At 38.3% G+C, this 12845-nt stretch carries 14 protein-coding genes and 1 other RNA gene; 7 read left to right on the top strand and 8 right to left on the bottom strand.

Annotated elements, in window-relative coordinates; translation table 11 throughout:
- Positions 1–19: 19 nt before the first annotated feature.
- From I2F31_RS00595 to I2F31_RS00585, 3 genes are all read left to right on the top strand, one after another.
- A complete protein-coding gene (locus tag I2F31_RS00595; RefSeq protein WP_195769129.1) occupies positions 20–1027 on the top strand; it encodes a methyltransferase in 1008 nt (335 codons plus the stop codon).
- A 22-nt stretch (positions 1028–1049) separates the two neighbouring features.
- The gene (locus I2F31_RS00590) at positions 1050–2519 is read left to right on the top strand and encodes an amino acid permease (RefSeq protein WP_195769130.1); all 1470 of its coding nucleotides are present in this window, start codon (positions 1050–1052) and stop codon (positions 2517–2519) included.
- 135 nt (positions 2520–2654) lie between these two features.
- Positions 2655–2810: a hypothetical protein gene (locus tag I2F31_RS00585; RefSeq protein ID WP_195769131.1), complete on the top strand. Its 156-nt coding sequence runs from the start codon at positions 2655–2657 to the stop codon at positions 2808–2810.
- 102 nt (positions 2811–2912) lie between these two features.
- Here I2F31_RS00585 and lysM read toward each other — a convergent pair whose 3' ends face one another.
- The 7 genes from lysM to I2F31_RS00550 all read right to left on the bottom strand — a co-directional run bounded on the left by lysM (position 2913) and on the right by I2F31_RS00550 (position 9839).
- Entirely contained in the window at positions 2913–3389 is a 477-nt protein-coding gene (gene lysM / locus I2F31_RS00580) for a peptidoglycan-binding protein LysM (protein WP_195769132.1), read from the bottom strand.
- 167 nt (positions 3390–3556) lie between these two features.
- On the bottom strand, positions 3557–4636 hold the full coding sequence (gene omp38 / locus I2F31_RS00575; protein WP_195769133.1) for an outer membrane protein Omp38: 1080 nt from the start codon (positions 4634–4636) through the stop codon (positions 3557–3559).
- A gap of 372 nt (positions 4637–5008) precedes the next feature.
- Positions 5009–5263, bottom strand: a complete 255-nt coding sequence (locus I2F31_RS00570) for a hypothetical protein (protein WP_195769134.1) — start codon at positions 5261–5263, stop codon at positions 5009–5011.
- Positions 5264–5401: 138 nt separating this feature from the next.
- Positions 5402–6640 carry an FAD-dependent monooxygenase gene (locus tag I2F31_RS00565; protein WP_195773287.1) on the bottom strand — a complete coding sequence of 413 codons (1239 nt, stop codon included), beginning with the start codon at positions 6638–6640 and terminating at the stop codon, positions 5402–5404.
- Positions 6637–7842, bottom strand: coding sequence for a 2-octaprenyl-6-methoxyphenyl hydroxylase (gene ubiH, locus I2F31_RS00560; RefSeq protein ID WP_195769136.1), 1206 nt, complete (start codon positions 7840–7842; stop codon positions 6637–6639). Before ubiH ends, I2F31_RS00565 begins: the two co-directional genes overlap by 4 nt.
- Positions 7843–7853: 11 nt before the next feature.
- On the bottom strand, positions 7854–9173 hold the full coding sequence (locus tag I2F31_RS00555) for an aminopeptidase P N-terminal domain-containing protein (RefSeq protein WP_195769137.1): 1320 nt from the start codon (positions 9171–9173) through the stop codon (positions 7854–7856).
- 36 nt (positions 9174–9209) lie between these two features.
- Positions 9210–9839: a UPF0149 family protein gene (locus I2F31_RS00550; RefSeq protein ID WP_195769138.1), complete on the bottom strand. Its 630-nt coding sequence runs from the start codon at positions 9837–9839 to the stop codon at positions 9210–9212.
- A gap of 63 nt (positions 9840–9902) precedes the next feature.
- Between I2F31_RS00550 and I2F31_RS00545 the strand changes: the two genes are divergently transcribed.
- The 4 genes from I2F31_RS00545 (at position 9903) to I2F31_RS00530 (ending at position 11889) form a co-directional block, all read left to right on the top strand.
- A complete protein-coding gene (locus tag I2F31_RS00545; RefSeq protein WP_195769139.1) occupies positions 9903–10457 on the top strand; it encodes a hypothetical protein in 555 nt (184 codons plus the stop codon).
- Entirely contained in the window at positions 10454–10741 is a 288-nt protein-coding gene (zapA, locus tag I2F31_RS00540) for a cell division protein ZapA (RefSeq protein ID WP_195769140.1), read from the top strand. Before I2F31_RS00545 ends, zapA begins: the two co-directional genes overlap by 4 nt.
- A gap of 108 nt (positions 10742–10849) precedes the next feature.
- Positions 10850–11034: non-coding RNA, 6S RNA (ssrS, locus tag I2F31_RS00535), on the top strand.
- Between the two features lie 219 nt (positions 11035–11253).
- Entirely contained in the window at positions 11254–11889 is a 636-nt protein-coding gene (locus tag I2F31_RS00530; protein WP_195769141.1) for a hypothetical protein, read from the top strand.
- A gap of 52 nt (positions 11890–11941) precedes the next feature.
- On the opposite strand, the gene folP is transcribed toward I2F31_RS00530, so the two are convergent.
- On the bottom strand, positions 11942–12787 hold the full coding sequence (gene folP, locus I2F31_RS00525) for a dihydropteroate synthase (protein ID WP_195769142.1): 846 nt from the start codon (positions 12785–12787) through the stop codon (positions 11942–11944).
- Positions 12788–12845: the final 58 nt, after the last annotated feature.

Raw genomic sequence — 12845 nt, 5'->3', positions numbered from 1 at the left:
ATACATATGAGAGTCAATTATGGATCCACGTAGTGAGGTCATCTTACGCCAAGAAGCGTACTTAAAAGGAAAAGTTCTTTTTATTAATGCACCTAGTGACCAATTACTCTCACAACTCGATCATCGTATTGATGCCAGTATTTGGACATGGAATTTTTCGGATTATGAACAATACCACCCAGATTACAATACCCATTTTGGCATAACCCTACCTGCAGCAACATACGATCAAGCTGTTATTTTTGTGCCAAAATCTAAAGAATTATTAAGCTACGTACTACACCAAGTCGCGAGTCATTTGGCAAAAGATTGCCAAATATTATTGGTTGGCGAAAAGAAAATAGGCGTTGAACGTGCAGCCAAACAACTTAAAATGTATGGCAACACCTTAAAACTAGACAGTGCTCGCCACTGCCAACTCTGGCATACACAACTTGAGCAACCTGTCGCTAAAAAACCCATTCAAGATTGGGTAAAAACCTACCAGATTGATACAGAACACAATACCCTTAAAATTTGTGCTCTACCAGGTGTCTTTAGCCAAGATCACTTAGACATAGGTACAGCCGTCCTACTTCCACAACTCAAGTCAATGAAAACAGGACGTATTGCAGACTTTGGTTGCGGTGCAGGGGTGATTGCATGTTACTTAGCACAACAAAATAAAAAAAATACCATTTATGCTTTAGATGTTGATGCCTTTGCACTCGAATCGACAAAAATGACCTTTGAGGCAAACAATATATCAGAGCAACTTGAATGCTGTGCTGTGCAAGGCATTGCCGATATGCCTTCACAATTAGATGCCATTGTGAGCAACCCTCCGTTTCATCAAGGAGTAAAAACCCATTATGCGGTTAGTGAAGATCTTTGCCGTGAAGCCAAACAACACCTCAGAACCAACGGCGAATTATGGATTGTAGCCAACCGATTCCTAAACTACTCGCCGATTATTGAAAAATCTTTTGGGACATGCACCATAAAAACCGACCAAAATGGTTTTAAAGTCTTATATGCCCACGCTTAAACGCAACAAATAAGGAATTTAGATGAGCGAAAATCAACCTACGCATTTAAAACGCCAATTGGGTGCAAGACACCTCAACATGATTGCGATTGGTGGGTCTATTGGTACAGGACTCTTTCTTGCATCTGGCTCAACCATTGCTAGTGCAGGGCCTGGCGGTGCTTTACTTGCTTATGTGCTGATTGGCATCATGATTTACTTTTTAATGACCAGTTTAGGTGAGCTTGCTACACACAACCCAACATCGGGTGCATTTTTCACCTATGGTAATAAATATGTAGATAAAGGCTTTGGTTTCGCATTGGGTTGGAACTATTGGTACAACTGGGCCATTACCGTTGCATTTGAACTGGTTGCTGTACAGTTTATTATGAAGTTCTGGTTTCCCGAGATTGCAGGATTTTGGTGGAGTCTCATTTTTATTGGTATTATTTTCTCCATTAATGCCATGACCGTCAAAGGCTTTGGTGAAAGTGAATTTGTCTTCTCACTCATTAAAGTCATTGCAATTATTGCCTTTATTATTCTTGGCATATTTATGATTGCTAAAATTATGCTGAGTGAGCCAAGTGCTGTATTTGCAAACTGGCATTACAAAGATGCACCGTTTGTTGGTGGTCTTCAAGCCATGATTGGTGTGGCTATGATTGCTGGATTTTCATTTCAAGGCACTGAAATGGTTGGTGTTGCTGCAGGTGAGTCTAAATCTCCTGAAAAAACCATTCCATTGGCGATTAAACAAATCTTTTGGCGTATTTTATTATTTTACGTTTTATGTATTTTCATTATTGCCACATTGGTTCATTACGATGACCCTTTACTATTACAAGCGGCTAATGACAATAATATTGCACTGTCACCATTCACACTCCTCTATGAAAAAGCAGGGCTTGCCTTTGCTGCAGGCCTAATGAATGCAGTCATTTTAACAGCTGTACTTTCAGCAGGAAATTCAGGGCTATATTCATCGACCCGTATGTTATGGAACATGGCAAAATCTGGCAGTGCACCTAAAATATTTGCTCGACTTGATGCACGTGGCGTACCAATGAATGCATTGTACGCAACCACTGTAGTAGCTGCTTTATGCTTACTCACCTACTTTGTAAGTGAAAAGGAAGTGTACTTTTGGCTACTTAACATGTCAGGCATGTGTGGATTTATCGTTTGGCTTGGTATAGCTATTTGCCATTATCGCTTTCGTAAAGGCTATATGACCCAAGGCTACAAACTTTCAGATTTGTCATACAAAGCAAAGCTGTTTCCTTTAGGACCTTTATTCGCTTTTGCAGTGTGTTTAATTATTACGCTTGGGCAAAACTACCAAGCGTTTATTGGACATGAAATTGATTGGAAAGGCATTATTGCAACATATATTACCATTCCAGTATTTTTAGCCATTTGGATTGGTTATAAAATCAAATATAAGACCAAAATGGTTTCTTATGAAGATATGGATGTCAAACCAATGCCTAAAGATGCTACAGATTAGAACTTGACCAAAACATAATCTGTTGTAATATACACTCGCAACAAATAGAGACTAAACCATGATTAAATCATTGTTTATGTCTACAAAAAGCCTAGCTCAAGCTAGGCTTTTTTATCCAAGCAAAGGACTTTTATCATGAAACTAAAAGCACATGCTAAAATACGAAACCATGTTGCACGCTCACCTTTATTACAAAAAGGTGGTGTACATCATACGGAAGAGTTTCAAGCTCTTCATCGTAAGCAGCGTAAACAGGCCAAGCTCGCCATTAAACGTATGAACTGGTCTTAACCACTTTAGGAGACATTTAATGTACACACATTTATACAGCATGATGATGGTAAAAAGCCTGATTTTAAATCAGGCTTTTTTTATATCTTTTTAAAATATTACTTATTCTGGAATACGTAAAACCTGACCAGGATAAATTGAGTTTGCATCTTTTAGTAATGGTTTATTTGCTTCAAAAATCGTGTTGTATTTATTCGCATCACCATAAAACTGCTTAGAAATTTTTGAAAGTGTATCACCCGACTGTACAGTATAGAATTGACTAGGGCTTTGCTCTTCTGCTGTTTCAGCCACTGTCATTTGGTCATCAACTTGTGCAACATGGGCAACGTTACCTGCAGCTAAAATCACTTTTTCTTTATCTGCTTGACTTTGTGCCTCACCATGAATCACGGCTGTATCTGTATCACTATTATAATTTACAGATAAACCACCAATTGCTAACCCTAGGCTTTGAATATGTGACAACAACTGGTTTGCAATTTCTTGTGCAGTTGGTTCTGTTGCCACTGGTGTAGATGACTCTGTTTTACCTTGTAGCTTATCACCAATGCCTTTTACAAAATCAAAAATACCCATTTATATTTACTCCGTTATTGAAACGATATTGTTTTTGAACCAATTTTACTATAACAAATTTTTTTGATTTTTTATTTATATTACTCAACAATACGTAAAATTATGTAATTAAAAAGCCCCACCGAAGTGGGGCTTTTTAAAACTATTGATTAAAAATCAGTAGTTCATTATTTTGGTTGAGCAAGAACTGTACGGCTACCAGTAATGGTTGCAAATACACGACGGTTCATTGCACGACCTTCTTTAGTGCTGTTGCTTGCAATTGGTTGATCCCACGCAAAACCTTGAGTCGTTAAGCGAGCTGGATCAATACCGTATTGGTTAACAAGTGCAGATTTAACAGAGTTTGCACGAGCTAGAGATAAACGTTCGTTTAACTTACGTGGACCTGTGTTATCTGTGTGACCATCAATACGTGCTGTAGCATTTGGATATTGACCAAGTGCGTCTGCAACTTTTGCAATTTCTGGACGGTATTGTGGTTTGATATCAGATTTGTTTGTATCAAAGAACACACGTAGTTCCATGTTTAGATCTTCAGTCAACTCTTGTGGTTGAGGTGGCTGAACAACAACTGGTGCTGGAGCAGGTGCTGGAGCAGGTTGTACTGGTTGAACTTCAACTACAGGTGCTGCAGGCTTCAAGTGACCACCGATCACAACGTTTAAGCCAGCAAGTGCTGTGTAGTTCCAGAAATCTGCATTGATGTTATACGTTGCACGAGCTTCTGTACGAAGTGTTAATGCATCGTTTAACTGCCAAAGTACACCAGCACCTGTATTTACTAAACCGCCTTCACGGTTTTGGTAAGACGTACGTGGAACACCGTCAAAATCATATTTGTAGTAACCACCACCTAAAAGTACGTATGGCTTAATTTTGCTATCGTAGTTTTTAGTCAGTAAGTCAGATTTGATTAAGAAGTTACCGTTGATTTGTCTTTGCTTGTATTGAGCGCCTTGTTGAGCACCTTTAACGTCGCCTTTTACTTGTAAGTATTCAGCTTCGAAGTCAGCCCAAGGAGTTAGCTCAAGACCTAATGCTGCACCCACTGCAAGATCATCTTTCAGTTCTGGGCCAGTTGTTAAGTGTTGTTCGCTATCGTTAAGATTTTTAGTACCGTTGTTACTTGTAGAATCTTGGAAAGTATAACCAAGCAACAATGGTGTTACTGTTACGCCTGCATTAGCCACTACAAATGGGGAAGCTGCAAGCACTGTAGCAAGAGCAATACGACTCAATTTCATGGATATCCTCCAGAGATATAACATTTGTTTTTTTTAAGCTCAGCCTAAAATTTTTTGTTTAATACACTGAGATAGTTTCCTTACCCCAGTTAGTTTTATAACTAATGAACATATATAATACTAGAGCTTCTGCAAAAATTAAACTTTTAATAACAATAATATAAAATGTTAACAAAAATTAGCTTTAAGCAACAAAAAACTATAAATATTTGATTTAATTAGCAAATAAATACAATCCCAAAAACAGAATATATTTACCTGTAATATTAGAAATATTTTTAGTCATTGATTTTAAATACTATTTAATTTCCAAGGGGCTAAATAAATATATTTCATAAGCTCTGTAAAATCTTGTTACAAGCATCTATTTAATCAATCTAAACCACTGTCATCGGGTGGAACTTCTGTAATTTTACCGCCTTTAGCAAAAAACGCAGCCAACTCTTCCTCTAAAGTTTCTCGTTTTTTTTGCTTTGCTGTGACAGTTAAACTTTCAGCTTCAGCAATATCGGCATCATTTTGTGGATTATCATTGGCATTTTGTGCACCTTTTTCGGCAGCATCTGCTTCTGCATCATCAACAATATCATCATCTTTTGCATCATCATAATCATTCATATCAACCATGATATTTTCCACCATTTCAAAACAATTCAATTTAGTGCAAAGCACTTGATCTTAGAAAAATGCAATGTAGCAAGTAAGTTAAATATCTAAAAGGCTATTTTTACTTTTTTGCGTAATTACCGTGCTAATAAACCCTTTTTAAAGCCGATAACGTGTTTTTGCAAGTGCAGAAACACCACTGGCTTGTCGCATAAAATATGCTTTGAGTGGTAAAAAGTGATATACTGTCTTTAAACCAACTGCTCTTGCCCATACCATAGCAGTGTAGTCACTGCGTTGTAACCAGTTCATAAAAGACATACTATGCATGGTCATTTCATTTTCAAGTTTACGCTGTCTTTGGTACTTTTTAAGGCTAGACATAGTTGCCCATTGCCCTGTGCTTTTCCAGTCTTGAATTAATATATCTGCTAACAAGGCCGCATCTAGGCAGCCAATATTCACGCCCTGACCAGCTAAAGGGTGAATGACATGTGCTGCATCGCCCACTAACGCTAAACCAGCTTGTACATATTGTTTCGCTGCACGAGCTTTTAATGGAAAGCTAGCACGTTTTCCAACTTCAAGGACACCATCTTGTAGGTATAAACTAGATTGTGTCAGCTGTTTTACAAAAGCATGATCATCAAGTTGCATATATTGTTGGCATAATGCGTTTGGAAGTGTCCAAACAATAGACTGCCACTGGCCTTGCTCTTCGGTATCATTTACCGCAAGAGGTAAATATGCCAATGGCCCTGTTGGTAAAAAAATCTGGCGAGCAACGTGGTCATGTGGGTGTTTTGTTTTAATCGCACAGCCAATGGCCGCTTGCTTGTAGTCGAATACATTTATACCTATACCCGACTGCCTACGTACCAATGAGTTTGCACCATCTGCACCAATTAAAAGGTGTGTATAAATTTTTTCATCATTGGCCAGTGTAATACACCACCCTTGGTCATCTTGCTCAACATGCTTTACAGAAACAGAGGTTCTGTAATCTGTTAAAACTTCCAACATGCGTTGCTGTATTGCCAAATTAATAATACTTGGCTCAACCATTGAGCCTAGCCAATCTTTTTCCAAAGGTTGCTGTATGCTTGGCTGACCAAAAGAAATTTCCCCATAACCATTTTTATTCCATACATGCATGCCTGTATACGGTGCATGACGCTGTATATTTTGCCAAACATTAACCGTTTTTAGCAGATGAATGGTTGCGGTATTGAGTGCTAAAACCCGAGTATCTACTTGCTCAAGTACTTTTACAGCATCTAGCTTTGGAGATTGATCTAATACTACAGGTTGTATGCCTTCTTGTTGTAATAGCAGTGCAGTTAAACCACCGACCAAGCCACCACCAACAATAACAGCATCGTGTCTAATCTGTGTCATGCTTTCAACCCCATTGCATAATTAGCAACCAATGGTTTAATACCAGGTATACGATCAAATGCTAACAAACCGACATTACGTGCCAATTTAAGTATTGGGTGATGGTTACTAAAGCCTTTCACAACACTGTCACAAAAACGAATCACTCGCTGTTGGTCTTTTAACCTAGATTTTTCATAAGCAAGTAGTACGCTTGGTGTCCCAATATCTTCATGCTGCTGCAAATGTGAGGTCAAGTAACGAACGAGTACATCTGCATCTCGTAAACACAGGTTAAAGCCTTGTCCTGCAACGGGGTGCAGTGTATGTGCCGCATTACCCATCAGCACCACTCGCCCTACAGCTTGCTTGTCTGCCAACACCTGACTCAGTGGATAGCAAAAACGGGGGGCTGTTTTTTCAAAACGCCCTGCTCGATCACCATAAGCATGTTGCAGTGCTGCTAAAAAGTGATCGTCGTTCTCTTCACCTAGCCATTGCTCAGCTTCCCCTTTTTTAACAGGCCAAACCACCGAACGGCGATAATCACCTGGTAAAGGTAACAATGCCAATGGGCCAATCGGGCTAAAACGCTCAAAACCAATATGTTGATGTGGTTTACTGGTTTGTACCGTCGTGACTAATGCCACTTGCTCATAATCATGATGACTCGCACCCACACCAAGTAGCTGTCGGCATTTTGAATCACGCCCATCGGCAGCAATCACTAAAGGTGCATCAAAGGTCATGCTTTGATCTGCTTGTATTGCTGTCACCTGCACACGAGATTGATCTTGAGTCAAAGTGATGACTTCTATAGCGTCAAGTAATTCAATATATTCAGAACGTCTCACTTCTTGTAACAGGACTCTGCCAAGCCATGCATTTTCAATCACTTGCCCAAAGCTTTCTACATGTTCTTCTTGTGCACGCAATGTAGCATGCCCAAATGAGCCCTGCTCTGTAATTTGTACTTCTAAAATAGGCGTAGCATGCTGTTGTAATAATGACCAAAGGCCAAGTTGTTGATAAATACCAATACTACGACGTGATAAAGCACTATTTCTAGCATCAAAACTCGAATGGTATTCAAGCAATGTTTGGTTTGTCTCTGCAGGATATTTAATCGCTTCTAAAAGCTTTACCTTTATTTTCGCTTTGGCCAACATGAGTGATAGGCTTAGCCCCACCATGCCACCACCAACAATGATTACTTCTGGCATACCTATATCCTTCAAGTATTTTTATTTTTACCTTGCATTAACGCTTCAATTTGCTCAACTTCTTTAACAATAGATGCTGTTAGTACTTCTGGTCCCTGATCTGTCACCAAAACATTATCTTCAATTCGAATACCAATCCCTCGCCATTTCTCAGCAACACTTTGCTCATCTTTTGCAATGTAAAGGCCGGGTTCAATGGTTAACACCATACCTGATTCAAAATTGCGGTATTCTTCATTTATTTTATATTGCCCAACATCATGCACATCTAGTCCTAACCAATGACTTGTACCATGCATATAAAACTTGTTATAGGCCTGCGTTTCTAATAACTCAGTAAGCTCACCTTGTAACAGACCAAGATCAAGCAAGCCTTGCGTTAATATTTTCACAGCCACGTTATGTGGTTCAATAAATGAAGACCCTACTTTCACAGCATCAATTGCGGCAATCTCAGCATCAAGCACCAACTGGTATAATGCGCGCTGTTCAGCAGAAAATATCCCACTCACAGGAAAGGTTCGTGTCACATCTGAGGCATAATATTGGTATTCACAACCTGCATCTATCAGCACCAACTGACCATTTTCAATGGGTTGATTATTTTCAACATAATGTAATACACAGGCATTTTCACCCCCTGCCACAATGGTTCCATAAGCAGGTTCACAACCATGTTTATTAAATTGGTAATGCAATTCTGCCGCAAGTTCATACTCCATCACCCCACCATAAGCAGCTTGCATGGCATTGGTATGGGCTTTGGCTGTAATATCAGTTGCCTTTTTTATACGTTCAATTTCAAATGTAGATTTAAACAAACGCATTTCATCTAAGATAGGATTTAAAGGCAACGGCGTAATAGCTGTTTCGCTGTCCATCTCTTCTAAAATATCTAAAATACGTTGCTCAAAAATATCGTCATGTCCCAAGCAAATATAGACATGCGATTTATCTAATAGACGTTCTGAACACAGCGCATCAAAACTGTCTATTGGCTCAGCTTGATCTGCAAGATATTGTTGTACAGCTCCTTGCAGACCTGTACGGTAACCATTCCAAATTTCCTCATCGTGATTTCTTTCACGACAAAACAAGGTGTAATGATCTGGTTGATTCGCTTCAAACGTTTCAATCAACACAATTGCTTCAGGCTCATTAAAGCCTGTTAAATAATGAAAATAACTATCGGCACGATATGGATACTCAACATCTGAGTTTCGATAACTCACAGCATTGGTAGATACAAGTGCAATGCTATTGGGTTTAAGTTTCTGAACCAGCGTATCTCTACGTGCCATAAACTCTGATGCTACAACATGATTTACCATATAATTTTTCCATACCGTTCAAAGGCCAATCGTGTTTTAGCTCGGTCTATTCGGTGAAAATACGTTTACAATATTTGCATCTGTGTCATTTTCGACTTCACTGATACGCTCATGAATATTCTTGAGCAATGAGCTGTCTAACACAGGCTTACGCTTACGCCCTACCGCCAAACTCACAGGGATTAAACGTACAAATTCGTATAGCTCCTGATAACTTTCTTCACCTTCTTCATCATCATCTGTATCTTCAAATTCAACAGCAGCAACATCTTGTAAGTGACCGATTAATTCTCGCTCGTCGCTACGGATATGCCCAGATGCCAAGCCAAAGCCTAAAACCACACCTGCACACCAATCAGCCAATGCATATACACGGTCTTGTAGTGTATTTTTATCATCTGGCAACATCGGTAGATAATCTAAATCATCTTCAGACAGCGCATGTGCGGTATCTTCGGCTTCTTCTGTGAGTAACTGCAATGCTTCATTGTCTAATGTAGGCACATTCAGTGTTGATAGAATCAGTGACCATTGTTCTTGTGTCGGGGCTTCAGTCACACAAACAATCCCTGTAAGTAATCCATGCAGTTCACTTGGGCTAGAAAGCTCTACAATTTCAGAAAATTGTTTGTTCCACTGTGACCAACCTGTAATATCGTCTTGCATTCGTCTATCCAATCTCTATACTGCTTATATATTACCTTTGTTTGCAACTCTGTGCGACCACCTATGTTAGAAGAATTACAGCGACTTCAAACGCATTTTACCCATTTAAAAAATCGTTTAAGCAATCTTGAAACCGAACACGCCCAATTAAAGCAGGAAAAACAGGCTTTACAGCAAAGTAGTGCCAGTGAAATTGCGACACATAAGGCTACAATTGCCCAAAAAACGCAAGAAATTGATGCATTGAGTGTACATTCAGCAGATTTAGAGTCAAAACATGAAACGCTCAAAAATGATGCAAAAACACTGATTGAGCGATACAACCGCCTTGAAAAAGGCTGTAATGATCTAAAAAATCGCTTTCAAGAAATTTTAGCAGAGCGCAATGAGCTACGAATTACGAAAGAAAAGTTGCAACACGACTTACATAGTGCACAACAAAAAATAGAACTTTTGAATGATGAGCAAGGAAAACTTGTTCAAAAAAATGAACATGCCAAATTAAAAGTCGAAGAAATTATTGAACGCTTACGAATACTTGGCACAGCTGAAGACAAAAACACTCAAGCCCTCGAACAAATTACTTTATCAAATACGTTAGATGAGGATAAATCATGAGTGATGAAACCGTTGTTGTTGAATTACGTGTTATTGACCAACTTTTCAGACTTTCAACCAGTAAAGACAAACAATCTGAACTTGAAAGTGTTGTAAATATGCTTAATCAAAAGTTTCAAGATGCTAGATATGCTTCCCCTCGTACGGAACACAATAAACTGGTGATTTCTGTTGCACTCGCACTCATGCAAGAAATTGTTACGCTAAATAAGTCATTACAACATTACGAGCAATGCCATCACGTATTGCGTAATATTTTGGAAGAAGTCGAGTCATCTACATAACATCACGCCATATAGTTACATCATGTTTAAATTATGGGCATGTGTTGCATACATTAACACAATGCAACCTTAAGCTATATTCACAGTGCTAGGTTTTGTTTATAATGAGTCTATCTGAGGTGTTCGCCAGCGAGTCTGATTCCCCTGAGCCGATATCAACACTTTAGGATTGCGTTCTGCATATTTAGAGTGTATGCCCACCTTGAGTGGGAAACCCAGCAAGTATGCGTCGTGGTCCACCTTGAACTTTAGGGTTCAAGGGTAAAGACATGCAGCGGCATCTCGGAGCCTTATTTTTATTAAATATAAAAACAATAACTTAACTTTCTCAACATCAATCAACAGACATCAAAATTCTCAACAAAATCTAAATGTACACCCTGTGTATATACAGTAAACTAGTCAATTAATTTACACCCAATCTCCCCAACCCTATCAACAAATAAATTTATTATTTTAATACTTATGACATCTTTTTCCTGCAAAAATAAACATTTGGGGGAAATACGTACATGAAATTTAATACCAGTTTTGATGTTGCTATAGTTATTTCAATAGTTACCGTCTTTTTATTTGCTAACGGCCAAGCTTACTTAAGTGCATACCTGAATGTATTTGGTATAGATGTTACAAGCCTAAATTTATCAGTCCAAGATAAAGTATATTATGGTTATTTAAATGGGCTTCACTACTTACTTTATTCTCTTTATGTTTTAGTAGCTTATATAATGCTAATATATTGCATTAAATGCACCCAATGTTTTACTAATCTTAATCAGTATTTTCTAAAAAAAGCAGGCAAATATAAAAAAACAACTCTACGTATTCACAATTCCAAGTTTTATGATAGGTTAGACAAAGATTATAACAACAATAGCGCTTTGATTATTCTAATTATCGTTATGTTATTCGCTACATTCTATTCACTGTTAAATACTGAAAACAAAGCAAAAGAAATGGCACAGAAAGATTTAGACTCTACAGACTTTAGAACGGTAGAACTCAAAAAAGAGAGTAAATCATCCAATATATTTTTAATTAAATGTGGTACTAATGTCTGTGCACTTATGGATAAGAATAAAAAGACCTATCTAGAAGATACAAAAAATATCGTATTTTCTGTCAAACAAACAGGTACTAAAAAGTAATATAAAAGATGAGTAACTTAAGTTGCTCATCTTTTATAAATTCTTAGTGTAACTACACTAAAGCATTCCACATTGCCAATGCTTGTGATGTCTCTTTAACATCATGCACTCTGACAATACTTGCACCTTGTTGTACAGATAACAAATGCCCTGTCACACTACCCATCACACGTTGTGTTGCATCAGTGCATGCTGTCATTTCACCCACAAAACGTTTACGTGATAAACCCGATAATATTGGAAAGCCTAACTCATGCAAACGCCAAAGTTCATTCAGTAAAGTAATATTGTGCTGTGTATTTTTAGCAAAGCCAAACCCTGGATCAATAATAATATTTTCTGGGCGTATGCCTGATTTTTGTGCGAGTATTATTTTTTCTTTTAGCTCAGTCAATACTTCAGTAACAACATCATCATAACAAGCCAACTGGTTCATGGTGGTTGGCTCACCACGCATATGCATCAAAATGACAGGAACATCTAAATCTACGGCCATTTCAAGTGCACCAGGTCGCGTTAAAGCACGTACATCATTCCAAATATGTGCGCCTGCATCCACTGCAGCTTTAATCACATCAGGGTGACTGGTATCTATAGATAAGATCACATCTAACTCAGATAACACCTGTACAACAGGAATAACTCGACTTAACTCATCTTCTACACTTACAGCTAAAGCACCCGGTCTTGTTGACTCACCACCAATATCTATAATTGAAACACCTTGTGCAATCATTTGTTTAGCACGCTCTACAGCTGGCATGACCTGAGCATAATCACCACCATCACTAAATGAATCTGGGGTCACATTTAAAATACCCATCACCTGTGGTTTCGATAAGTCGAGTATTTGACCTTTACAATTTAGCTGTATGTTTGGTAACTGAACAAGTTGCATAATTTTCCCAGATACTTTGATATTTAGAATAAAAAAAGAGCCACAGTCAGTGGCTCTT

Origin of the sequence: Acinetobacter rathckeae (assembly GCF_015627125.1) — a bacterium.
Classification (GTDB): domain Bacteria; phylum Pseudomonadota; class Gammaproteobacteria; order Pseudomonadales; family Moraxellaceae; genus Acinetobacter; species Acinetobacter rathckeae.
The sequence above is the reverse complement of the archived record's forward strand: the minus strand, read 5'-3'. Positions and strand labels throughout refer to the sequence as shown.

Coding starts and splice junctions, on each gene's coding strand:
- I2F31_RS00595 (WP_195769129.1), top strand. CDS start 20: ATGGATCCACGTAGTGAGGTCATCTTACGCCAAGAAGCGTACTTAAAA.
- I2F31_RS00590 (WP_195769130.1), top strand. CDS start 1,050: ATGAGCGAAAATCAACCTACGCATTTAAAACGCCAATTGGGTGCAAGA.
- I2F31_RS00585 (WP_195769131.1), top strand. CDS start 2,655: ATGAAACTAAAAGCACATGCTAAAATACGAAACCATGTTGCACGCTCA.
- lysM (WP_195769132.1), bottom strand. CDS start 3,389: ATGGGTATTTTTGATTTTGTAAAAGGCATTGGTGATAAGCTACAAGGT.
- omp38 (WP_195769133.1), bottom strand. CDS start 4,636: ATGAAATTGAGTCGTATTGCTCTTGCTACAGTGCTTGCAGCTTCCCCA.
- I2F31_RS00570 (WP_195769134.1), bottom strand. CDS start 5,263: ATGGTTGATATGAATGATTATGATGATGCAAAAGATGATGATATTGTT.
- I2F31_RS00565 (WP_195773287.1), bottom strand. CDS start 6,640: ATGACACAGATTAGACACGATGCTGTTATTGTTGGTGGTGGCTTGGTC.
- ubiH (WP_195769136.1), bottom strand. CDS start 7,842: ATGCCAGAAGTAATCATTGTTGGTGGTGGCATGGTGGGGCTAAGCCTA.
- I2F31_RS00555 (WP_195769137.1), bottom strand. CDS start 9,173: ATGGTAAATCATGTTGTAGCATCAGAGTTTATGGCACGTAGAGATACG.
- I2F31_RS00550 (WP_195769138.1), bottom strand. CDS start 9,839: ATGCAAGACGATATTACAGGTTGGTCACAGTGGAACAAACAATTTTCT.
- I2F31_RS00545 (WP_195769139.1), top strand. CDS start 9,903: ATGTTAGAAGAATTACAGCGACTTCAAACGCATTTTACCCATTTAAAA.
- zapA (WP_195769140.1), top strand. CDS start 10,454: ATGAGTGATGAAACCGTTGTTGTTGAATTACGTGTTATTGACCAACTT.
- I2F31_RS00530 (WP_195769141.1), top strand. CDS start 11,254: ATGAAATTTAATACCAGTTTTGATGTTGCTATAGTTATTTCAATAGTT.
- folP (WP_195769142.1), bottom strand. CDS start 12,787: ATGCAACTTGTTCAGTTACCAAACATACAGCTAAATTGTAAAGGTCAA.